The 21,349-nt window shown below is 73.4% G+C and carries 19 protein-coding genes; 2 read left to right on the plus strand and 17 right to left on the minus strand.

What is annotated here, in order from left to right:
- Positions 1–3: 3 nt before the first annotated feature.
- Complete coding sequence (locus C1N81_RS41965) at positions 4–1,260, minus strand: cytochrome P450 family protein (protein WP_394436797.1); 1,257 nt, start codon at positions 1,258–1,260, stop codon at positions 4–6.
- A gap of 345 nt (positions 1,261–1,605) precedes the next feature.
- Here C1N81_RS41965 and C1N81_RS41970 point away from each other — a divergent pair, with 345 nt between their 5' ends.
- Positions 1,606–3,183: a sodium/solute symporter gene (locus C1N81_RS41970; protein ID WP_394436799.1), complete on the plus strand. Its 1,578-nt coding sequence runs from the start codon at positions 1,606–1,608 to the stop codon at positions 3,181–3,183.
- Positions 3,184–3,185: 2 nt separating this feature from the next.
- Here the strand turns inward: C1N81_RS41970 and C1N81_RS41975 are convergent, their stop codons facing one another.
- From C1N81_RS41975 to C1N81_RS42030, 12 genes are all read right to left on the minus strand, one after another.
- Positions 3,186–4,397, minus strand: a complete 1,212-nt coding sequence (locus C1N81_RS41975) for an LLM class flavin-dependent oxidoreductase (protein ID WP_394436801.1) — start codon at positions 4,395–4,397, stop codon at positions 3,186–3,188.
- Positions 4,394–5,782, minus strand: coding sequence for an NtaA/DmoA family FMN-dependent monooxygenase (locus tag C1N81_RS41980; RefSeq protein ID WP_394436803.1), 1,389 nt, complete (start codon positions 5,780–5,782; stop codon positions 4,394–4,396). The genes C1N81_RS41975 and C1N81_RS41980 overlap by 4 nt, the downstream gene beginning before the upstream one ends.
- A gap of 165 nt (positions 5,783–5,947) precedes the next feature.
- Complete coding sequence (locus C1N81_RS41985; protein ID WP_394436804.1) at positions 5,948–6,880, minus strand: fumarylacetoacetate (FAA) hydrolase; 933 nt, start codon at positions 6,878–6,880, stop codon at positions 5,948–5,950.
- Between the two features lie 146 nt (positions 6,881–7,026).
- Positions 7,027–8,292, minus strand: a complete 1,266-nt coding sequence (locus tag C1N81_RS41990) for a pyridoxal phosphate-dependent aminotransferase (protein ID WP_394436806.1) — start codon at positions 8,290–8,292, stop codon at positions 7,027–7,029.
- Between the two features lie 137 nt (positions 8,293–8,429).
- Positions 8,430–10,076: an AMP-binding protein gene (locus C1N81_RS41995; protein WP_394436808.1), complete on the minus strand. Its 1,647-nt coding sequence runs from the start codon at positions 10,074–10,076 to the stop codon at positions 8,430–8,432.
- Positions 10,073–11,272 (minus strand): Glu/Leu/Phe/Val dehydrogenase dimerization domain-containing protein, encoded by a 1,200-nt coding sequence (locus C1N81_RS42000; protein ID WP_394436810.1) that lies wholly within the window; start codon positions 11,270–11,272, stop codon positions 10,073–10,075. The genes C1N81_RS41995 and C1N81_RS42000 overlap by 4 nt, the downstream gene beginning before the upstream one ends.
- Before the next feature lie 95 nt (positions 11,273–11,367).
- Positions 11,368–11,937 (minus strand): type 1 glutamine amidotransferase, encoded by a 570-nt coding sequence (locus tag C1N81_RS42005; RefSeq protein ID WP_394436812.1) that lies wholly within the window; start codon positions 11,935–11,937, stop codon positions 11,368–11,370.
- Between the two features lie 52 nt (positions 11,938–11,989).
- Positions 11,990–12,796: an amino acid kinase family protein gene (locus C1N81_RS42010; RefSeq protein WP_394436814.1), complete on the minus strand. Its 807-nt coding sequence runs from the start codon at positions 12,794–12,796 to the stop codon at positions 11,990–11,992.
- Positions 12,793–13,899, minus strand: a complete 1,107-nt coding sequence (gene argC, locus C1N81_RS42015; RefSeq protein WP_394436816.1) for an N-acetyl-gamma-glutamyl-phosphate reductase — start codon at positions 13,897–13,899, stop codon at positions 12,793–12,795. Before argC ends, C1N81_RS42010 begins: the two co-directional genes overlap by 4 nt.
- A complete protein-coding gene (locus C1N81_RS42020; protein ID WP_394436818.1) occupies positions 13,896–14,756 on the minus strand; it encodes an ATP-grasp domain-containing protein in 861 nt (286 codons plus the stop codon). Before C1N81_RS42020 ends, argC begins: the two co-directional genes overlap by 4 nt.
- Before the next feature lies 1 nt (position 14,757).
- A complete protein-coding gene (locus tag C1N81_RS42025; RefSeq protein ID WP_394436819.1) occupies positions 14,758–14,943 on the minus strand; it encodes a lysine biosynthesis protein LysW in 186 nt (61 codons plus the stop codon).
- Between the two features lie 79 nt (positions 14,944–15,022).
- Entirely contained in the window at positions 15,023–16,174 is a 1,152-nt protein-coding gene (locus C1N81_RS42030; RefSeq protein WP_394436821.1) for an isopropylmalate synthase, read from the minus strand.
- A 282-nt stretch (positions 16,175–16,456) separates the two neighbouring features.
- Between C1N81_RS42030 and C1N81_RS42035 the strand changes: the two genes are divergently transcribed.
- Complete coding sequence (locus C1N81_RS42035; protein ID WP_394436823.1) at positions 16,457–17,233, plus strand: maleate cis-trans isomerase family protein; 777 nt, start codon at positions 16,457–16,459, stop codon at positions 17,231–17,233.
- On the opposite strand, the gene C1N81_RS42040 is transcribed toward C1N81_RS42035, so the two are convergent.
- From C1N81_RS42040 to C1N81_RS42055, 4 genes are all read right to left on the minus strand, one after another.
- Entirely contained in the window at positions 17,181–17,855 is a 675-nt protein-coding gene (locus C1N81_RS42040; protein WP_394436825.1) for a response regulator transcription factor, read from the minus strand. The genes C1N81_RS42035 and C1N81_RS42040 overlap by 53 nt on opposite strands.
- Before the next feature lie 58 nt (positions 17,856–17,913).
- Positions 17,914–19,026 carry an IS701 family transposase gene (locus C1N81_RS42045; protein WP_394436827.1) on the minus strand — a complete coding sequence of 371 codons (1,113 nt, stop codon included), beginning with the start codon at positions 19,024–19,026 and terminating at the stop codon, positions 17,914–17,916.
- 438 nt (positions 19,027–19,464) lie between these two features.
- Positions 19,465–20,697: an MFS transporter gene (locus C1N81_RS42050; protein WP_394436829.1), complete on the minus strand. Its 1,233-nt coding sequence runs from the start codon at positions 20,695–20,697 to the stop codon at positions 19,465–19,467.
- Complete coding sequence (locus C1N81_RS42055; protein ID WP_394436831.1) at positions 20,694–21,347, minus strand: SDR family oxidoreductase; 654 nt, start codon at positions 21,345–21,347, stop codon at positions 20,694–20,696. The genes C1N81_RS42050 and C1N81_RS42055 overlap by 4 nt, the downstream gene beginning before the upstream one ends.
- Positions 21,348–21,349: the final 2 nt, after the last annotated feature.

A 21,349-nucleotide genomic window follows, 5' to 3' on the forward strand; every position in this document is an offset into this window, starting at 1 on the left:
AGGTCATGTCACCACCGGCGGCTGCCAGCGCACCCGCAACTCGCTCGGGCCGCGCATGAGACTCGGCCGCCACCTGGGTGTGGCGTCCCCGTCGAAGGCCAGGTGCGGGAAGCGGTCGAGGAGGAGGCGCAGGGCGAGCGTCGCCTCCAGGCGGGCCAGCGGGGCGCCCAGACAGTGGTGCAGACCGTGCCCGAAGGCGAGATGGGCGCGGGTGGTGGCCGGGTCACGGCGGATGTCGAAGCGTTCGGGCGCGGGGAAAAGCGCGGGGTCACGGTTGGCGGCGGCGATCGACAGGACGACCCGCGCACCCGCCGGTATGCGAACGCCGCCGAGGTCGACCGGTTCGACGGGGTAGCGGTAGGTGCCCGCGGGCGCCGGGGACTCCAGACGCAGCGTCTCCTCCACGGCACCTTCGAGGAGATCAGGTGCGGCGCGCAGGGCGGCGAGCTGCTCGGGGGCGCCGAGCAGCAGCTGTACGGAGTTGGCGATGAGGTTGACGGTGGTCTCGTGCCCCGCGACCAGCAACAGGAAGGCCATACCGAGAAGTTCCTCAGGCGCCAGCCGATCACCGCTGTCGCTGTCGCCATCGCTATCGCTGTCGCCATCGCTGTGGTGGGTGCGGACGAGCGCGTGCAGCAGGTCGCTCTCCGCGGCGTCCCGCTGCCGCCGCTTCTCCTCCGCGAGCCCGGCGAGGTAGACGGCCATCTCCTGTGAGGCCTTGGCGGACCGCTCGGGGTCGTCGAGGGCGACGACCCGCGTGGACCACGTCCGGAAGGCCGCGCGGTCCGCCTCCGGCACGCCGAGCAGTTCGCAGATGATGGTGAGCGGCAGCGGATACGCGTACGCGGCCACGAGGTCGGCCCGGCCGTCGGCGGCCACGGCGTCCAGGAGAGCGCCGGCCGCCTCCTCCACGCGCGGGCGCAGCGCCCTAACGCGGCGGGCGGTGAACTCCCGGGCGACCAGGGACCGCAGCCGGGTGTGGTCGGGCGGGTCGACCTGAAGCATGTTGCGGCCCACGGCATACAGCCCGTCGCCCTCGAAGTCGGCGGAGTGCCGTACGTCGTTGCGCAGCCGGGGATCGGCGAACGCGGCCCGCACTTCCGCGTGCCCGATCACGAGCCACGACTCGTCCCCGGTGGGGAAGCGGACGTGGTGGACGGGGCCGCGGGACCGCAGCGCGGTGAACGCGGAGTAGGGGTCGGTCGCGAAGTCGTCGGTCAGGTCGGCGAGTTGGACGGTGGGGTGCTGCTGCGTTGCCATGGCGACTCCCGGCGGAGAGCAGAAGCGGGGAGCGATCCCCGTTTACTTGTCGGGGCGACCGTAACATGAAGCGGGGAGTAGTCCCCGCTTGTTGGGTGTCAGGGCTGGCTGCCAGATCCTCGCCAGGCCGGCTCGCGCATGCCGGTGGTACACCTTGTCGTCGGTGCGCGCGTGCGGCGCTGTGCCCCAGCACAATCCCGCCGAGTCCTCGCTGTGCATGCGCCTCCGGAACGTCTGCGTCCCCTTACGCGGCGGTCGGCGGGCTGGTGCCATGCCGCGCATGTCTTGCGCGATTCAATCAACTCGGGGGCGGCACAGCCCCGTTCGTCGTGGGGTGGGGCGGTCGTGAGCGGGGGTGATGGGCAGGCGTTCGCGCTGGTGGTGTTTCTCGGGTTCGTCGCCGTGTCGCTGCTGCTGTGCGGGCTCGCGGCGGCGGACGTGGACGATCCCGAGCACTTCTACGCGGGCGGCAGCGCGGCCTTCGGGCCGGTCGGGGGCGGGCTCGCCATCGCCGGGGACTACATTTCCGCGGCCACCTTGCTCAGCACCACGGGCGCGGTCGCCCTCGACGGCGTCGACGGGATGCTGTTCGCCGCCGCCACCGTCCTCTCGCTCTACCTGCTCATGAGGTTTTTGGGCGAACCTCTGCGCCGCAACGGTGTGTTCACGCTGGGGGACTTTCTCACCGACCGGCTTGCCGACCCGTCCGTACGGCGCGCACTGGGCGTCGCGGGGCTCGTCGTCCTCGCCCCGCTGCTCCTGGTGCAGCTCACCACCGCCGGTCGCGTCATGGCCGCGATGTTCGGCCTGCCCGACGGCGCGCTCACCTGGTGCACGGTCACCGGTGGCGCCCTCATGATCTGCTACGCGGCGGTCGGCGGGATGCGCGGCGTCGGCTACGTGCAGATCCTCAAGGTGGGTGTGGCCCTGGCCGCCCTGCTGCTGCTCGCCGGCATCGTCCTCGCCCGGTTCGGCTGGTCACCCCTGGGCCTGTTCGACGCCGCCCGCGAGCGGTCCGGGGCCGGCGCCGACTACGCGCGGCCCGGCCTGCACTTCGGGCACTCGCTGACCGGCCGCCTCGACCTCATCGGCTTCGAGGCGACCCTGCTCATCGGCGCCGCCTGCCTGCCGCACGTCACCATGCGCCTGCACCCGCTCCGGGACGCCCGCACCGCCCGCCGCGCCGTCGGCTGGGCCGTCGGACCGGTCGCGGCGGTGTGCGCCGGGGTGGTGGTGGCGGGGCTCGGCGCCTGCGCGCTGGTCGGCCGGGACGCCGTACGGGCCGCGGACCCCGGGGGCGCTACCGCCCTGCTCATGGTCACCGGCGCGCTCGATCCCGTCGAGGGCGGGGCGCGGCACAGCATGCTCTTCGCGATCGTCGCGTGCGCCGTCTTCGCGACGACCCTCGCGGCCGTCGCCGGGATCACGCTCGCCGCCGCCTCCAGCATCGCGCGCGATTTCCGGGCGCCGCCCGCGCACGGCACGGGCGAGCGGTCGGCGGCGCGCGAGATCCGGCAGGCGCGCGTGAGCATCGTCGTCGTGGGCGCCGTAGCCGTCGTGCTCGCGGCCGTGCTCGCGGACCGCGGGACGATGACGCTGATCGCGCTGTCGTTCACGGTGGCGGCGTCGGTGCTCGCCCCGGTCCTGCTGTACGCGCTGTTCCTGCCGGGGTTCTCGGCGACAGGTGTGCGCTGGACCGTCTACGGAACCCTGCCGCTGGTCGTGGTGCTCCTGACCGGCTCCCCGGCCATGACGGGTTCGCCCGTCGCGGTCTTCCCCGATCACGACCTGCACTGGTTTCCGTTGCAGACGCCGGGGCTCCTCACCATCCCGGCCGGTTTCCTCCTGGGACTCGTCGGCCGCACACGTGTGAACGGGGCGCGCCCACACGTCCGTCCTCCTGGTGTGCGTGCGGGGCGCTGACCTCACCGCACACCGGCATACCTGCTGCGCGGGCGCGCGAGGCCCAGATGCCCGCGCAGGGTGTCACTCGTGTAGGCGGTGCGGAACGCGCCCTGGCGCTGAAGTGCCGGGACCACTGCGCGCGTGATGGCCGTCAGGTCGTGCGGAAGGACGGCGGGGCGCAGCCGGAAGCCGTCGAGCCCCGCGGAGCGCCGGTCCAGGAGGAGGTCGGCGAGTTCGTCGGGGGTGCCGGTGAAGATCTCGGCGTCGGAGGTGAGGGGCGCGCCCGCGAGGTCGTCGAGGCGGGCGAGGCGGCGCGCGGCCTCGCCGGGTGCGTCGTCGAGGAGGACGAGCAGGTCGGCGAGGACGAGGAGCGGCCGGGCCGCACGGTCGCGGCCGACCGCGGTGACCGCCGCGTCGACATCGCCGAGCACCGCCTTGGTGCCGGCCCTGTCGTGCGGGGTGACGAAGACGAGGTCGGAGGCGCGGGCCGCGAACTCGTAGGGCACGGAGGCGTGCGCGAGGCTGGCCACCGGCGGCTGGCCCTGTGGCGGGCGGGGGGTGATGGAGGGGCCGCGGACGCTGAAGTGCGGTCCCTCGAAGTCGATGTGGTGGATCTTCGCGCGGTCGATGAAGCGGCCGGTGGCGACGTCGCGGATCTCCGCGTCGTCCTCCCAGCTGTCCCAGAGCCGCCGCACGACCTCCACCGCGTCGCCGGCCTCGTCGAACAGGGGGCGGAGGCGGGCGGCTATGCGTTCCGGTTCGCGCGCCTCCTCGTCAGTGAGCTGCGGAGTGGTGCGGCGGCCGAAGTGGGCGGCGTCCGCGGCCCGCGACGCGATCTGGGGCCGCCAGCCCGCACGTCCCGTGGCGGCGAAGTCGAGGGTGGCGACGGCCAGGGAGAGGTGGAACGGCTCGGTGTGGGTGACGTTCGCGGTCGGGACGAGTCCGATGTGCCGGGTCAGCGGGGCGAGCCGGGCGGCGAGCAGCACCGCGTCGAGGTTGCCGCGTACCTGGTCGGTACGGTCGTCGGGGCGGTGAAAGGCGGCGGACTGGAGGCCGAGGGAGTCCTCCAGGGTGACGAGGTCGAGCAGGCCGCGCTCGGCCTCCGCCACCAGGGCGGCCCAGTACTCGGCGGTGAACAGCTCGGCGGGCCGGACCCCGCTCGCGCGCCAGGCCGCCGGGTGCCAGCCCGCCCCGTCGAGGGCGACGGCCAGGTGGAAGGGGGAACCGGTCATCGTGGCGTGCTGCCTTCCTGCGGGGAGGTACGGGCCTGAGCGCGGGGGCGCGCCGGGCCCAGGCCCAGATGGTCGCGGAGGGTGGTGCCGGTGTACTCCGTGCGGAAGACGCCGCGCTCCTGGAGCAGCGGGACGACGCGGTCGACGACGTCGTCCAGACCGTCGGGGGTCAGGTGCGGGACCAGGACGAAGCCGTCGGCGCCACCGCTCCGCACGAAGTGCTCGATCGCGTCGGCGACGGTGCGCGGGCTGCCGACGAAGGTCTGCCCGCCGTGCACCTCGGTGACGAGTTCGCGGATGCTGAGCCCGCGCTCCTCGGCCAGCGCCCGCCAGCGGCGCGCGGTCTCCAGACGGCCGGTGCGGAAGACGGAGTGGCCGCGCAGGAGGAGCGCCTCGGGGTCGGGGTCGATGTCCGGGAGGGGGCCGTCGGGGTCATAGGCCGACAGGTCGCGGCCCCAGACCCCCTCCAGGTGGGCGAGGGCGGTCTCCGGGCCGACCTGGGCGCGGGTGATCTCGTCGGCGTGGGCGGCAGCCTCGGCGTCGGTGTCGGCGACCACGGCGGTGGCCGTGGGCAGCACCTTCAGGTCGTCCTGGGCGCGTCCGTGGCGGGCGAGGCGGCCCTTGACGTCGCGGTAGAAGGCGCGCGCCTCGTCGAGCCGGTTGTACTTGCTGAAGATGACGTCGGCGTCGGACGCGGCGAACTCGCGCCCCGCGTCGGACTCCCCGGCCTGGATGACGACGGGGTGGCCCTGCGGGGCGCGGGGCGAGGTGAAGCGGCCGCCGATGTCGAAGTGCTCGCCCCGGTGCGCGAACCGGCCGGTGCCGGGGCGGCGCAGGAAGTGGCCCTGTGCCGGGTCGTCATGGAGGGCGTCGTCGGCCCAGCTGTCCCACAACGTCCGGGTGACGGACAGGAATTCGGCGGCGCGTGTGTAGCGGTCGGCCTCCTTCAGGAAGCCGCCCCTGCGGAAGTTCTCGCCGGTGAAGGCGTCGAAACTGGTCACCACGTTCCAGGCGGCGCGACCGCCGCTCAGGTGGTCGAGGGTGGCCAGCCTGCGGGCCACTTCGTAGGGCTCGTTGAAGGTCGCGTTGACCGTCGCGGCGAGCCCGAGACGCCGGGTGACGGCCGCCAGCGCGGCCAGCACGGTGAGGTTCTCGGGGCGGCCCGCGACGTCGAACTCGTAGAACGCGTCCTTGTGCTCGCGCAGCCGCAGGCCCTCGGCGAGGAAGAAGAAGTCGAACAGTCCGCGCTCCGCGGTGCGGGCCAGCGCGGCGAACGACTCGAAGGCGATCTGGCTGCGCGACCTCGGGTCGGACCATACGGTCACGTTGTGGATGCCGGGCAGTTGCGCGGCGAGGATCACCTGTTTCCCGGCCGGGGCGGTCACGGCTGTTCATACCTCCTGGAGTGGGGGTGTCCCGAGTGGTGGGGTGTGTGCCCCGAGTGGTGGGGTGTGTGCCCCGAGTGGTGAAGGGTGTGTCCGTGTGTGCCCCGAGCCTGCACGAACGCCGAGGGCGCCGCACAGGCCAACGCCCCTCATTTCACGCGGTGTTCATGACGGGGGGAACGGCGTAGGCGCGGTGAAGCGCACCGTGTTGTCGAGGGTGACGCCGTGGCTCTTGACGTCGATGGCGATGCGGTCGCCGTCCGCGATCCGGAAACCGTCGTGGAAACTCGCCTCGTCGGCGCCGAGCAGCAGATAGTTGACCAGCCCCGGCCTGCGCACGGCCGGGAAGGTGAAGAAGTGCGCGGCCATGTCGGGGATGCGGAAGTACAGGGCGTCGCCGCCGCAGTCGAAGGAGCCCTCCCACGCGGTGGCGCCGTCCCGGACGACGGTGGTCCGGCCGGTCACGGAGGCGGGCGGCGGGCCGAGGAAGAGCCAGGGAGCGAGCGCCGTGTCGCACAGTTTGCAGTACGGGTTGTAGCCCGGGTCCTTGCGGTGCAGGCCGATGTCGCACAGGTCGTTGCCGAAGGTGTAGCCGGCGTAGTGCGGGGTGCCGTCGGCGTCGTTGACGTAGACGAGGGTGACCTCGGGCTCCTCGATGAGCGCCACGGGAGAGGCGGGCACGACAAGGTCCTCGCCGGGCAGCCGTGCCCAGTGGCCGAACCCCTTGAAGAACCACTTCGGCGGGGTGAACTCACCGCCCTCGGGCGCCTTCTCGCCGCCCCACTTCTTGGTGTGGGTGCCCATGAATCCGCTCAGCAGCGCATGGCCCGCGGCCTCCGGCAGCAGGGGCGGGCGAAGCCGCAGCTCCGGGTCGTCGGCGGGCACGGTGACGGGCTCGGCCGTCGTGAGCGCGGCCGTCACCGCTTCGGGTGAGCCGTCGGTCGTGAGGAACGTGTGAGTGAGGGTGTGTGTCTCGACGGGGTGGAGGGTGAGCGCGGCGCCCGGTTCGGGCAGGCCGAAACCGACGTGGCGGCGGCCCTGGTACGCGGCTTCGAATAGCACGGCGGGCAGGGGGACGGGGGCCGTGGGCTCGGGCATGGGGATCCTCGATTCGTGGGAAGCGGGAAGCGGGAAGCGGGAAGCGGGAAGCGGGAAGCGGGAAGCGGGAAGCGGGAAGCGGGAAGCGGGGAGCGGGAAGCGGGGAGCGGGAAGCGGGAAGTGGGAAGTGAGTGAAGCGATGTGTGTCAGACGGGTGCGGTGAGATGGGCGAACGCCGCCCCGACGTGGTCGAGGGCGTCGGCGATCCACGGCAGCCGCAGCGGGTCCGGGGCGTCGAGCGCGGCCTGCCGCTCCTCGTCGGTGGTGCCGTAGAGGCGGCTGGTGGCGACGCGCAGCCGCAGCGGATCACCGGGCTCGCCGAACGCGCGGGCGGGCAGTACACCGACACCGTGCTGGTCGAGCAGCCAACGGGCGGCGGACTCACCACCGGTCACACCGAGCGCGGTCAGCCGCTCCCGCCGCGCTTCGAGGTCCGGGTAGAGGTAGCAGGTGGCGACGACGGGGGCCAGCGCGGCGCCGGCCTCCGTGAGCCGGGCGGCGACGGCGCGCGCCACCGTGGCGTGCAGCCGCCTGCTCGCCTCGACGCGGGCCACGACCTCGGGCGGTTCGGCCAGCGCGTAGGCGGCGGCCTCCTGCACCGGGGCGGGCGGGCTCGACCAGATCTGGCTGGCCACCGAGGCGAGCACCGTGTGCAGGGCCCGTCCGGGCTCGCCGTCGGGCAGCCGGGCGACCCCGGTGCGCCAGCCCCCGACGGCGAGGTTCTTGGTGAGACCGGAGGTGACGACGGTGCGCTCCGGCGCGTACCGGGCCGGGGAGACCGGGGGAGCGGCGGGGTCGTGCACCAGGTCGTGATAGATCTCGTCGGCGATGATGACGAGGTTCAAGTCTTCTGCCGCACAAGCCAGTTGCCGTACTGTCCCGGCCGGTGCCACGGTCCCCGTGGGGTTGTCGGGGACCGTCACCACCACCGCGCGCGGGTCGCGGCCGGCCGCGCGGGCGCGGGTGACCGCCTCGCGCAGCAGCTCCGGGTCGGGCACTCCGCCCCGCCCCGGCGCGACCGGTACCGGCAGCGGCGAGCCGCCCGCGAGCCGGGTCTGGGCGCCGTAGCTGACCCAGCCCGGAACCGGCACCACCACGTCCCCGCCGACCGCCAGTTGCAGCGCGAACAGCAGCGCTTTGCTGCCCGGTCCCGCCACCACCTGTTCCGGCGCGGTGGCCAGGCCGCGCCGCGTCCAGTACCCGGCGGCGGCGGTACGGAGTTCCGGACTGCCGGTGACCGGCCCGTACGCGGTGCGGTGTGCGGCGCGGGCCAGGCGGGCGGCGAGTTCGGGCAGGACGGGCAGGCCGATCTCGCCGCTGGCCATGGGCAGGATCCGTTGTCCGGCTTGCTGTCTGCGGGCCAGGACGGCGTCGGCCGCGAGCGTCGCGGACATGGGGACCGGGGTGGGCATCAGTGCTCAGTGCTCCCTGTCGAAGTGGCCGTATGGCCTTACGGCCGGGTGACCAGGTGGCGGGGTGACCAGCCGGCCTGGCGACCAGCCGACCGGGTGACCAGGTGGCCGCGTGACCAGGCGGCCGGGTGGCCGTGTCAGCTCGTGGCGGGTGTGAAGCGGGTGCGGAGCACGGCTTTGCGGACCTTTCCGGTGAGGGTCTTGGGCAGGGCGTCCACCACCTCGATCCGGTCGGGCAGGAACCGTTCGTCGTGGCCGAGGGCGCGCAGGTGGTCGCGGACGGCGTCGAGGGCGGGGCCGGTGCGGTCGCGGGGCACGACGACGGCGAGGATCGTCCCGTCGTCCAGGCCGACCAGCGCGGCCTCGACGGCCGCCGGATGCGTGCCGACGGCCCCCTCCAGCTGAGCCGCCGGGGCCACGTCCCCGTCGCGGACGATGGCGTCCCGGGCGCGGCCGAGGACCCGGATGCCGCCGCGGCCGTCGGGGCGGGCGAGATCGCCGGTGTCGAACCAGCCGTCCTTGTCGAGCTCGGCGGCGAACGCCTCCGGGCGCCGGTGGTAGCCGAGCGCCAGGGAGGCGCCGCGCACCCGGAGCCGGCCGACGCCGCCCGAGCCGCCGTGCGGCAGCGGGTCGATACGTGTCTCCATGGCGTCGATGGGCCGGCCGTTGCTGTGGGCCGCCCAGCCGTCGGGGTCGTCGGGGCGGGTGGTGGTCACCGGCCCGTTCTCCGACATGCCCCACAGCGAGTGGGCGCGGGCGCCGAGCGCGGCGTGCACCTCCTCGGCGAGGGAGTCCAGGACCGGGGCGGAGCCGATCACGACATGGCGCAGGCTGCTCGTGTCGCGCGGAGCGTCCCGCTGGGCCCGCGCCACGTCGGTGAGGGTGGCGGGCGGCCCGTAGAGCAGGGTGGCGCCGTAGCGTTCGACGAGGTCGAGCAGGGCCGCATTGTCGCGCAGGTCCTGGAAGGCGACGGTGCCGCCGAGCAGCACACCCGCGAGCACACCTTGCGCGAAGCCGGAGTAGTGGACGAGAGGGGTGGAGACGGCGACGACCCAGTCGGGGCCGAGCCCGAACGCGTCGACGTAGCCGCGCACCGCCGAGTGGACGGTGTTCTGGCTGTGCAGGACGCCCTTGGACTCGCCGGTCGTGCCGGAGGTGAAGAGGACTACGAAGGGTTCGTCGGCGGTGAGTTCGCGGCCGTCGAGCTCCTGCCCGCGCACCTCCTCCCACGGGGTCGCCACGAAGTGGCCGTGGAAGGAGCGGGCGACCTCGTGCGCCGCCCGGTCGTCGACCACGAAGACGTGCGCGAGGTCCGGCAGTTCGGCCCGCAGCCCGGTGACGGTGGCGGCGAGCGGAGTCCCTCCCCAGTCCGGCAGGGTCACGCACACCCGGGCCCGGGTGAGAGCGAGCCGGTGGCGCAGCTCGTCCTCCGGGCAGACGGGGGAGATCGGGACGATCACCGCGCCGACCCGGATGGTGGCGAACATCAGGGCCACCAGCTCCCAGCGGTTGGGCAGCTGCACCGCGACGGCGTCGCCGCGGCGCACCCCCAGGTCGAGCAGGGCCCCGGCGAACCGGTCGGTGAGCTTGGCCAGTTCGGCGTAGTCGAGGGTGTCGGTGCGCGACTCCTCGAGTCGGCGCGCCGCGATCGCGAGCTTGTGGGGCCGCTCGCGGGCCTGGCGGCGCAGGTCGTCGAGGAAGGTGTCGGTGCGCCACCAGCCACGTTCCAGATACGTGTGTCGCGGTGTGCCGGGGCGGGTGGCCTCCGCCGTGAGGGTGCTCATCGGCGCTCCGCGCGGTGGAGTGAGGTGTGCTCCGTGCGGGGGGCGGAGTCCCGCTCCGCGCGGCGGACGGAGAGCAGCTCGGCCAGCGGGTCGCCGGCCTGCCCCGCGGCGATCTCCAGCAGATCCCGGGTGTTGGCGCGCACCCGCTCCGCGACCCAGTCGAAGACCCACTCCTTACGGGCGTCGGCCGACAGGTCGAAGGGGACGACACGGGTGACGGCCAGTGCGGCGGAGGCGGCGCCGCCGATGTTGGCGATCACCCCGGGCACGAGGTGGGCGCCGGAAGCGGTGACTTTCTGGCGGGCGGCGTCGGTGGAGGCGAGGTTGGCGCCCTCGACGACGAGCCCGGCCCGCAGCCGGTGTGCGTTGGCCTCGGTGAGCGCGTGCTTCTGCGCGGCGAGGACCAGCAGGTCGGCATCGACGTCCAGCCATGCCTCGGGCTCGGTGGAGACGGTGACGTGCTGGGGCAGCCTGGTGCGGTCGATGCGGCCGTAGGTGTCGGTGACGGCGATCAGGTCGTCCACGGGGAGCCGGTCGGCGCTGACGGTCCCCGCGACGTCGGCGACGGCGACGATCGTGTGGCCGCGTGTCTCCAGGAAGCGGGCGACGGCGCGGCCTACGGCGCCGAACCCCTGGATGACGACGCGGGCGGACCCGGTGCCGCCCCCCGCCTCCAGAGCGGTGAGCGCGGCGGTCCCGACACCGTGCCCGGTGGCGTCGATCAGCGGCTCGTAGTAGGTGCGCCAGTCCACCGGCATGTCCGGGGCGCCAAGCCGGAAGCGCGGGTCGTACCCGGCCTCGGCGAAGAACACGGCCCGGTCGGCGGGGGTGACGCCCATGTCGATGCCGAGGTGGATGCCGCCGTGCAGCAGGGGCTTGACCGTACGGCCGAAGGTACGGAAGGTCTCCTCGCGGGCGGCGCCGTCGCTGTTGCCGCCGTCCGAGACGGTGCCGCCGTCGGAGACGATGCCCGCCTTCGCGCCGCCGATGGGCAGCTTGGCGAGCGTGAACTTGTGCGTCATGTCCCGGGCGAGGCCCGCGACTTCCTCCTCGGTGACGGTGCCCGTCATCCGGGTGCCGCCCATGGCCAGTCCGTCGACGAGGGTGTCCACCACGACCCAGCCGCGCAGCGGGCCGCCGCTGCCGTTGAGGTGGACGGTGAAGGCGGGTGGTGCGGTGTCTGCCGTGAAGCTCATGGGCGGGGTCCTTCGCGGGGTCGGGGTCTTCGAGGTGTCAGATGTGCGCACGTGTGAAATAGCAGGTGTGCGCATGTGTGGACTCAGCAGTGGTCTCAGCGGTACAGATCGGTGAAGCCGCGCAGGATCTCCAGGCCGTCCTTGCGGAACTCCAGGTGTGCCTGCGAGCCGTGAATACGGCCGTCGTCGGAGCGCAGGAACTCGACGGGTGCCTGCGCGGAGCGGCCGATGGAGCGGAAGCCGGGCGGGGCGGCCTCCAGATAGAGGGTGTGCCGGTGGAAGACGGTGACCTTCGGCTTCACGTAGGTGAAGAGCGGCTCGTCCTTGTCGACCTCGGCCTCGTGGCCGCCGACCCGTTGTGGGCCCGGGACGAGCCGTCCGCCGGCCTGGGTGGCGAGGAGCTGCATGCCGCCGCAGATCCCGAAGACCGGGAGGCGGGAGCCGAGGACGAGGTCGACGAGCGGCTTGTAATGGTCGAGGTCGTAGGCGCGGACCTTGGTGCCGCTGAGGACGACCGCCTGATAGCGGCCGTCGAGCCGGTCCGGCAGCGAGGTCACATCGGTCGTCTCGGTCCGCGAGCCCAGCTCCTCGAAGCGGGCGCGCAGTGGGGGCAGGGACAGGGTGCCGTTGTTGACGAGGAGGACGCGGGGTGGTGACAAGGGCACGGGGAGCGCTCCAGGGGCCAAGGGCGAAGGGGAAAGGGGGACCCGCCGGGTGTCAGGCCGCGGGCCTGCCCGCCTCGGGGACGACGACCGTGCCGGTGCGGGCCGCGAGGAGGTCGCTGACGCTGCCGCTGCCGAGCACCACGGAGGGCACCCCGCGCTCAAGCGCCTCACCGGCCGCGCGCAGTTTCTTGCGCATGCCGCCGGTGGCCTTGCGGTCGCGGAACCGGGCCGCGTCATCGGCGCCGATCCGGGTCACGGGCGCGTCGTCGACCAGCAGGTGCGGCACGTCCGTGACGAGGACCAGGGTGGCGGCGCCCACCGCCCCGGCCAGCGCGGCGGCGGCCCGGTCGCCGTCGGTGTTGACCTCTTGGCCCGCCGCGTTGCGGGCCAGCGGGGTGATCAAGTGGGCTTGTCCGGGGCGCAGTTCACCGAGCGGCCGGGGATCGACGCCGGTGATCGGGCCGACCAGGTTGTCCAGCTCGACGAGCTGCTTCTCGCGCCACCACCAGCGTTCACCGGCGCCCGCCGCGACGATCCCGTCGCTGCCGAGCAGCCGCCGCGCGGTGATGCCGCGCCGCTCCAGGCGGTCGAGGACGTCCGCGCCGAGCCGCGCGCTGACGGCCTTGATGTCGGCGATCACCTCGGGGGTGGTCCACCGGCTCTGGTTGCCGTAGCGGTCGCGCAGGACGGCGGCCGGGTCCGCGTGCCGCCCGCCGAGCCGCTTGAGCGGCTTGGACCAGCCGTGGACCAGGAGCAGCGGGCGGTGGCGGGCGTGCTCGGCGAGATCGTCCCACCAGGGTCCCGACAGGTCGTCGAGGGCGCTGCCGCCCAGCTTCACGACGAGGGGTGCGGTGCTCACGCGGGCATCACCGGCTGCATGGTCAGTCCTGTCTCCTCGGGCAGGCCGAAGCGGAGGTTGGCGGCCTGCACGGCCTGGCCCGCGGCGCCCTTGACGAGGTTGTCGAGCGCGGCGAGCACCACGATCCGGTCGGCGTCGGGGTCGTGCAGGGCGGTCACGTCGCAGTAGTTGGAGCCGAGGACGGCCTGCGGATCGGGCACCGGGACGAGCGTCTCGGTGTGCCGTCGCACCCGTACGAACGGCTGCCCCTTGTAGAAGCGCAGGTACGCGCGGTGCAGTTCGCGCTGGTCGACCGGCCCGGCAGGGAAGGCGTACGTGCTGGTCAGCAGGCCGCGGACGTGTGAGACGCCGTAGGCGGACATGCTGAGGGAGCCGATCCTGCCGCTCCGCCCGCCGGCCTTCGCCTCGTGGGTCTCGCGGGTCTCGTGGCTCTCGCGGGTCTCGCGGGCGAGGAAGTCGCCGACCTCGGCGGCGTGCCGGTGGCCGGTCGGCGCGTACGGGGCGATGGCGCCGTTGCGCAGGGCGTGCAGGTCGGTCGCGCGCAGCTGGAGGCCGCCGCCGCTGGAGCCGCTCTTGCCGTCGACGACGACCGTCGTGAGGTCCAGGCCCAGGCCGAGCGTGAGCGGGGCGAGGCCCAGGGTGAGGGCGGTCGCGTAGCAGCCGGGCAGGGAGATGAGCGCGGCGTCCGGCAGCCGGTCGCGGACGAGTTCGGGGACCCCGTAGACGAAGCGTTCGGCGAGGTCGGGGCGGCGCTGGACCTTCGGGTACCAGCGGTCGTGCAGCTCGGGGGTGCGGATGCGGAAGGCGCCGCTGAGGTCGACGAGCGCGGGGACGCGGTCGGCGAGCAGCGCGGCCAGGTCGGCGGAGACGGGTGCGGGGGTGGCGAGGAAGAGGACGTCGACGCGGTCGGCCACGTCCTCGGTGACCGGCTCCACGGCGAGCCCGAGGTCCTGGCGCAGGTTCGGGTGCAGTTCGGCGGGGCGCCTGCCGATGTGCGAGGAGCCGCCCAGGAAGGTGAGGTCGAACTCCGGGTGCTGGGTGATCAGCCGGATGAGGTCGCCGCCGGCGAGCCCGGAGGCGCCGACGATCCCTGCGCGGATCATGCGAGCAGCTCCTGTACGTAGCGGCCGACGGCGGAGGAGACGTCGGCGCCGGTGGCGGTGGTCACGGCCCGGAAGCCGGGGGCGTGGTTGACCTCGTTGACGACGAGTCCTCCGGGGGTGCGGAACAGGTCGACGCCGTAGATCCCGGGGCCGAGGACGTCGATCACCGCGTCCACGGTCTTGGCGATCTCGGGCTCGTGGTCCAGGGCCGCGCGGTGGTGGTCGCCGAGCGCGGCGTTGTTGCGCCAGTCGGCGCCGCCGGGCTCGAACTCGGCGACCGCGACCAGCTCCCGGCCCACGACCAGGCAGCGGACCGAGCCGCCGCCGAGGAACGGTTCGACCAGCGCGGCCTGTTCGAAGGCGTGGCCGAGGTCCTCCACGTAGTCGTAGACGGACTGGGCGGTGTCGGCGTCGCGCAGCAGGGTGACGCGTTTGCCCATGCCGCCGAAGACCGGCTTCAGGACGACCGGCGGGGGCAGTTCGGCGAGGGCGCGGGTGAAATCCTTGCGGGACAGGACGAGCCGGTGTTCGGGGACGGGCACGTCGGCGGTACGCAGCGCGGCCCGCAGGGCGGCCTTGTTCTCGCAGGCGTGGATGGCCGCCGCGGTGTTGAGGGTGGGGACCCCGGCGGCCTCGGCGAGGGTGGCGACGAGTCCGCCGCGGGTGTAGCTGCGGCTGCGGACGAGGAGCAGGTCGAAGTCGGCGATCGAGGGCGCGTCCGTCGAACCGAGGCACAGGGACTCGTCGTTGACCCAGGTGACGGAGAGGCCGAGGACGGGGCCTGCCTCGATGAGGCGGCGCTCCTCCCAGGCGATCCGGTCGGCGACGACGCCTACCTTCGGGGTTCTCAGGGTCATCTCACTGGCCCCAGTCGCGCAGCTGGACCTCGACGGTCTCCAGGGTCAGCACACCGTCGACGACGCCCTCGACGCGCAGCGTCAGCAGGCACTCGGGGCAGGACAGGGTCTCGCCCGGGCCGATCGGCGGCACGGTCAGCTCCGTCTCGCACTCGGGGCAGACGCCGGAGAGGGTGGCGGTGGTCATGAAGGACTCCGATGATGAGGAAGAGGTGGGGGATGGGACGGAGAGGGGGTGGGGCGGGGTGAGAAGGCGGGGCGGCCGGTCAGGCGGCGGTGAAGTCCACGGCCGCCTTGCGGATGGCGTCGCGGTCGAGCAGCGGGCGCCCGTTCTCCTCCTGGCGCGCGGCCAGCCAGGGCGTGAAGGCGGTGACGTCGACGTCGATCCCCGAGTCGGCCAGGGCCCAGCCGACCAGGGCCGGCGTGAGCCGGGTGCGTACCTTCAACTCGCGTGTGTTGCCGACGAGTTCGGCGGGCAGCGTCTCGTACGCCTCCGGGTGGGTGAGCTGGCCCGGGAGTTCGTAGGCGAAGGCGTGCGGGGTGGTGGGGCCCGGCTGGAACGCCTCGCCGAGCTGTGCTCCGCGCAGCGCGAGACGGGAGAGTTCGGTGAGGTGGCTCAGGTCGAAGCGGGTGTCGCCGTAAAGGACGCGGAGCGCGGTGAGGAGTTCGGCCAGGGGTGCGTTGCCGCCGCGCTCGCCGATGCCGCCGACGGTGGCGGAGACCCAGCGCGCTCCGGCGCGGACGGCGGCGAGCGAGTTGGCGACGGCCAGGCCGAGCATGTTGTGCGAGTGGATCTCGATCTCGGCGCCGTCGATCTCCGTCAGGTCGCCGATGACCTTCTCCATCTGCCAGGGCGACAGATAGGCGACAGTCTCGGCGAGGCGGAAGCGGTCGGCCCCGGCCTCGAACCCGGCACGCACGTACGGCACGAGCCGCTCCGCCGGAGTGCGTGCCCCGTCCTCGCCGCTGAACGTGACGTGGAAGCCGCGCTCCTTCGCCTGACCGACGGCCGAGCGGACCAGAGCGGTCAACAGCTTGGCGCTGGGCGTGCCGAGCTTCAGGGCGGCGTGCTGCTCGGAGGTGGGGATGGAGTACATCACGTGCCGTACGCCGAGCCGTTCGGCCTCGTCGAGCGCGGTGGCGACCTGCCGCCGGTCCCGTACGACGAGCAGGGTCATGCTGCGTTCGGGGCCCACGGCCTCGTGCGTGGCGAGGACCAGGTCCGCGTCCTTGGCGCCGGGTCCCGAGACCATGCCGACCTCGACCAGCTCGACGCCGGTGGCCACGAGGAGGCGGGCGATGGCGGCGGCGTCGCGCGGGCCGAACTCGACACCCGCCATGTGCGCGGAGTCGCGCAGCGTCGCGTCGGATATCCGGGGCGGCACCGCCGGTTCTCCGGCGCCTTCCACTCCTGTCATGTCACTCACTCCTTTTCGTTCCGCGCGGCACTTCGACGCGGTACTTCGACGCGGCACTTCCGCGCGGTACTTCGACGCGGTACTCCGGCGCCGCACTTCGGCGCCGCACCGCAAACAGCCTCCGATTTCACCGCCGCGGAAAACAAGAGAGGCCGGGTGAAGCCTTGAGAAGAAGTGTCAAGGAATGTCAGGGGCGCAAGATGCGACGAAAGAAGGGTGCGGCCGCGACAAATAGTCGGCGGATTCCTCCTCCGGCCTTTCCGCGTGCCCTAATGTGCGCGCATGGACCTCTTCCCGCTGCCCCGACTGGGCATAGTCGTGCCGCCGGAGAACCCCACGGCGGAACCCGAGTTCCACCGGTTCCTCGGCGGCCGCGTCAACGTCTACACCGCGCGTTTCCCGCTCACCCCCGGCCTCGGACTGCGCCGGATGCTGGAGACCTACAACGACGTCCTGCCGGACACGCTCGGCGCCTTCGGGGCGTTGCGCCTCGACGCCGCGGTGGTGGCGTGCAGCGCCTCGCACTACCTCCTCGGCGCGGACGGCGACCGGGAGTTCTGCGCACGCCTTTCGGCACGCTCCGGCTTTCCGGTGGCCTCCTCCACGCAGGCGGTCCTCGCGGTCGCCGCACGCCTCGGCCTGCGCCGGGTGACGCTGGTGTCCCCGTACGAGCCGTGGCTGACGGACACCTCACGCGCCTTCTGGGAGCGGGCCGGTCTCACGGTGGACGCGGTGGTGCGGGTGGCGCTGCCCGACGGCGGGCACGACCCGTACCGGGTGACGGCCCAGGGCCTCCTCGACCGGCTGGACACCGCACTGCCCGACGACGACCGGCCGCTGCTCTTCACGGGGACGGGCATGGGCACCCTCGCGGTCCTCGCCGAACTGGAACGGCGCCGGCCCGGACGGATCGCGCTCACCTCCAACCAGGCGTCGGCCCGATGGGCGCTGGACGTGGCCGGCGCCCCCTCCGTCACGACGCCGGACGTGGCAGGCGCCCGCCCCGTCACAGTGCCGGACGCACGTGTCCCATCCGGTAGCCGACACCCCGCACCGTGATGATCCAGCTGCTCGCCCCGAGTTTCGCGCGCAGACTGCTGACATGGGTGTCGATCGTGCGGCTCGCGTGACCCCATTCGCTGTCCCAGACCCGGGCCATGAGTTCCTTGCGGGAGACCACCGTCGCCGGGGTCTCCGCGAGCAGGTAGAGCAACTCGAACTCCTTCGCGGTGACCGGAACCAGCCGGTCGGACACCCGGACCTCGTGCGTGCGCGGATCGAGGTGGAGCGGATCGAGGGAGATGGGCTCGGCGCCGCGCGGAGCGGGCCGGGCCCGGCGCAGCACCGCCTCCGCGCGCGCGGCCAGTTCGCGGAACCCCCAGGCGCGCACCACGCAGTCGTCGGCGCCCGCCTGCAGGGCGAGGACCCGGCCCAGCTCATCCTCGCTGTCGGCGATGGCGATCAGCGGCACGTCACCGTCGTCGCGCAGCGTGCGGCAGACCCGTAACCCGTCCAGGTCGGGCAGTTCGAGGGAGAGCAGCACCAGGTCGGCCGCGCGGTGGGCGCGCAGCGCCATCGCGCCCGTGCCGACGCTGCGCGCCGCGTATCCCTGGCGCCGCAGGTTGCGCATGGTCTCCTCGGCGGTGTCCGGATCCCGCTCCACCACCAGCACGCTCCTCATGACCGTGTTCGTCCTTCCCCGTTGTCGTCGTACGGGCCCGGTCGGTGCCGGGGCCCGCTCATTCGTGGATGCTCAGGCGCGGGTACGCGTACGCGGCCGAGAGCAGCGTCATGTGGTGGTGCCAGCCGGGGAAGGAGCGGCCCGCGAAGTCGGCGAGGCCGTACCGCGCGCGCAGCACCGCCAGCGCCTCGGCGGTACGGAGGCGGGCCCGCACCAGCGCGAGGACCTGCTCGACGCCCGCGGCGGCCACATCGGTGAGCCAGTGCCGGGCGGGCCCGTCCCCGCCGGGCGGCGCGCAGCCGAGGAGGCGGTAGGCGCGTTCGGGTGCGGAGCCGGGCAGCCGGACCGGGCCCTGGTGGACGTGGACCGCGGGGTACGGGCGGCGCAGCAGCAAGGGGTCGAGCAGGGCGCCCGCGGTGCCGGTGCCGGTGCGCGGCCGGGTGTGGCGCAGCTCCAGGTCCGGCGGCACCTCGGCGACGACCGCGCGGTCCAGGCGGGCCAGCGCCGCGAGGATCGCTCCCGCCTCGGCGTAACGCGAGAGATCCAGGACCCAGGGCAGCCCGGCCGGTCCGGTGCGGGCGGGGGCGCCGGTGGCCAGGTCGAGGATGTGCAGGCCCGCGGGGCGCGGCAGTTCGGTGAGCGGCACGCGCGCGCGGGCGCGCAGGGTGCGGTCCGCCGCCCAGGGGCCGTCGAGGACCAGGTGCCAGTCGACGGCGAAGGCGGCGCCGGGCGCGGCCAAGAACAGGCCGAGCGCGCGCTGGGCGTTGACGGTGCGTCCGGTGCGTCCGGTGCGCCCGTCGTCCGGGTCCGTCCTGACGCGTACGCCCACCGTGTGTGCCCCGGTCTTGGGCACCACGAGATCGGCGACCGTCCATGCGTACGGTCGCCCGTGCGCGGTCACGAGGCCGGTGAGCCGGGGCCGCACCGGGCGCCAGTCCCAAGGGCTCGCGTTGACGAACTGGTGCAGTCCCTTGGCCGCCGAGGGCGGCAGGTTCAGCGTCCGCACCAGGCGGAGCGGGGTCTTGCGGCCCGGCGTGCGGGCGAGGGCGCGCAGATGGGCCTGCGCCCACCGGCGCTGTTCGGCACGGCGCAGCGAGCCGAACACCTCCGCCGTGAATCCCCGCAGCGCCGCGTCGTCTTCCTCGCGGGTGCCGGCCTCGCTCGACGCCATGTGACGCGCGCCCCCCTCGTGATCTCCGGACCGGACGCAAAAAGTACCGTCTGGCGACGGCATTTCGGCCACATGTTCGTGGACTTTCCCATGTGCGGCCCTGAGCAGCGTGAATGGGGGGCGAGCCGGTCCGGGCGAGCGTTCCCGAGGAGGTGGGTGACCCTTTATGAAACCTGTTCGGGTGCCCTTCTGACCTGCTTGTTGAGCCACATGTCAAAACCGTGTGAACGGGGTGTGGCAAACGCTATCGCTGTGTGGCAAGTATCTGTCGCCGTCATTTCCTTGCCCTGGACACTCCTCGGAGCCCTGGCGGCGCCGAAGCTTCGCCGAGGGCTCCGAGTAGGGTTTGAGGAGGGCTCCGAGGAGAGTTTGAGGAGGGCTCCGAGTAGGGCTTGAGGAGGGCTTGACAGAAGGCTTCCGTAAAGGCGGGAAGCGGTTTCAGGAAGCGTCTGCGTGACGCGCGGGGAAACCGGCCGAGCGGGCGTACAGCACGACTACGAGGACCGGGGCGAGCAGCCCGAGCAGCGTCCACGGGAAGGACTCGCTGCCGACGGTGTCGAGCAGCACACCGCCGATCACGCCGCCCACCGCCATGGCCACGTTCCACAAGGTCACCAGCATCGCCTGGGCGCCGTCGGCGTGCTCGCCGCCCGCCTCGCCCGCGGCCGTCTGCAGCAGCGTCGGCACGCCGCCCCACCCAAGACCCCACAGCACCGCCGCCAGGTAGACGAAGGCCGTGTGGTCGGCGAGGACCCCGAGGACGGCGGCCGCGACCGCCACCAAGAGCGTGCTGGCGACGGTCAGTTGACGCAGATGCCGGTGGATCCGGGCGCCGACGACCCAGATGCTCGCCAGCGAGGCCACACCGAAGACGAGGAGCACCAGGTCGGTGTCGTCGCCCAGGCCGAGGTCGTCGAGGAACGTGGCCACGTACGCGTACAGGATGGTGTGCGCCAGGACGAAGACCAGCGTCACGAAGAGGACGGGCGGCACGCCGGGCACCTTCAACGCCCGCAACATACCCGGGCGTTCGCCGTCGCGCTGGCCGGGGTAGTCCGGCACGGCGGCGACGATCCACAGCAGCAGCACGAGGGTCAGGCCCGTCATCGCCAGGAACGCGACCCGCCAGTCGGTCACCTTGCCCAGGAACGTCCCGGCGGGCACGCCGAGGGACAGCGCGACCGGGATACCGGCCATGGCGATCGCGATCGCACGGCCCTGCAGATGCGCCGGAGCCATCCGGCGCGCGTACCCCGCGAGGAGGGCCCAGGCGAGACCGGCCGCGACGCCCGCCACGAAGCGCGCGACCATCGTCAGGCCGTACGCCGACGAGACCGCGGTGACGCTGTTGGCGACGGCGAACCCGGCCATCGCCGCGAGCAGCAGCCGCTTGCGGCGCCAGCCGGAGGTCGCAGCGGTCAGCGGGATCGCCGTCAGGGCGGTGCCGAGCGCGTAGATGGTGACGGTCTGGCCGGTGGCCGATTCGCTGACGTTCAGGTCACCGCTCATCGCGGGCAGCAGGCCCGCGGGGAGCGTCTCGGTGAGGCTGGTGATGAAGACGGCGGTCGCCAGCGCAAGCAGCGCGAACAGCGGCAGCTTCTGTGGATCGCCGGTCCGCTGCGCGTCCGGCTGCGCGAGCGCGTCGGCCGCGGTGTCCGGTGCGGTGCTCATGGTGTGTGCTCCAGGTTGGTTGGTCGGGGGTGATCGGGCGTGATCGGGGGTTCGGGTGCCGGCACCGGTTCTGGTGGCGGTGCTGGTGCTGGTGCCGGTTCTGGTGTCGGGCCGAGGCCGCCGTCCACCGGGAGTCGCGCCCCGGTGGTGAACGTCGCGTCCGTGGCGAGGAACAGCGCGGCCCGCGCCACCTCCTCCGCGGCGCCGAGCCGGCCGAGCGGCGGCAGCGGTGCCGGGGGCCCGTGCGGCGCTTCGATACAGGCGGGGACGACGGCGTTGACCCGGATGCCCCGGGCCGCGAGGCTCCCCGCGAGGGTGTGCGGCTCGGTGCCGGACGGGTCCGGAGCGGTGAGCACCACGGCGGCGCCGGGCCCCAGCCGGGGCAGGAGCGGCCGGGCGAGCGCGGCCGTCGCGGCGAACAGCCAGTCGACCGGGGGCTCGGAGCCTTCCGCGTCGAGGAAGGCATCGAGGGCGTCCGGGGCCACGACCTGCGCGGCGGAGCCCAGTTCGGCGCCGAGCCGGTCCCGCTCGGCGACCGGCGCGACGACCAGGACGAGGGCCCCGCCCTCGACGAGGCGCTTCGCGATGGCCAGACCGGTCGCGGGCGGGCCGCCCACGACCACGGCCCTGCGGCCTCCGTACCTGGTCATGC

Source organism: Streptomyces sp. SGAir0957 (assembly GCF_043523415.1).

Coding starts and splice junctions, on each gene's coding strand:
- C1N81_RS42045 (WP_394436827.1), bottom strand. CDS start 19,026: ATGGCGTCGAGCGAGGCCGGCACCCGCGAGGAAGACGACGCGGCGCTG.
- C1N81_RS42025 (WP_394436819.1), bottom strand. CDS start 14,943: ATGACCACCGCCACCCTCTCCGGCGTCTGCCCCGAGTGCGAGACGGAG.
- C1N81_RS41990 (WP_394436806.1), bottom strand. CDS start 8,292: ATGCCCACCCCGGTCCCCATGTCCGCGACGCTCGCGGCCGACGCCGTC.
- C1N81_RS41975 (WP_394436801.1), bottom strand. CDS start 4,397: ATGACCGGTTCCCCCTTCCACCTGGCCGTCGCCCTCGACGGGGCGGGC.
- C1N81_RS41965 (WP_394436797.1), bottom strand. CDS start 1,260: ATGGCAACGCAGCAGCACCCCACCGTCCAACTCGCCGACCTGACCGAC.
- argC (WP_394436816.1), bottom strand. CDS start 13,899: ATGATCCGCGCAGGGATCGTCGGCGCCTCCGGGCTCGCCGGCGGCGAC.
- C1N81_RS42030 (WP_394436821.1), bottom strand. CDS start 16,174: ATGACAGGAGTGGAAGGCGCCGGAGAACCGGCGGTGCCGCCCCGGATA.
- C1N81_RS42035 (WP_394436823.1), top strand. CDS start 16,457: ATGGACCTCTTCCCGCTGCCCCGACTGGGCATAGTCGTGCCGCCGGAG.
- C1N81_RS42040 (WP_394436825.1), bottom strand. CDS start 17,855: ATGAGGAGCGTGCTGGTGGTGGAGCGGGATCCGGACACCGCCGAGGAG.
- C1N81_RS41995 (WP_394436808.1), bottom strand. CDS start 10,076: ATGAGCACCCTCACGGCGGAGGCCACCCGCCCCGGCACACCGCGACAC.
- C1N81_RS42020 (WP_394436818.1), bottom strand. CDS start 14,756: ATGACCCTGAGAACCCCGAAGGTAGGCGTCGTCGCCGACCGGATCGCC.
- C1N81_RS42055 (WP_394436831.1), bottom strand. CDS start 21,347: ATGACCAGGTACGGAGGCCGCAGGGCCGTGGTCGTGGGCGGCCCGCCC.
- C1N81_RS42050 (WP_394436829.1), bottom strand. CDS start 20,697: ATGAGCACCGCACCGGACACCGCGGCCGACGCGCTCGCGCAGCCGGAC.
- C1N81_RS42000 (WP_394436810.1), bottom strand. CDS start 11,272: ATGAGCTTCACGGCAGACACCGCACCACCCGCCTTCACCGTCCACCTC.
- C1N81_RS41985 (WP_394436804.1), bottom strand. CDS start 6,880: ATGCCCGAGCCCACGGCCCCCGTCCCCCTGCCCGCCGTGCTATTCGAA.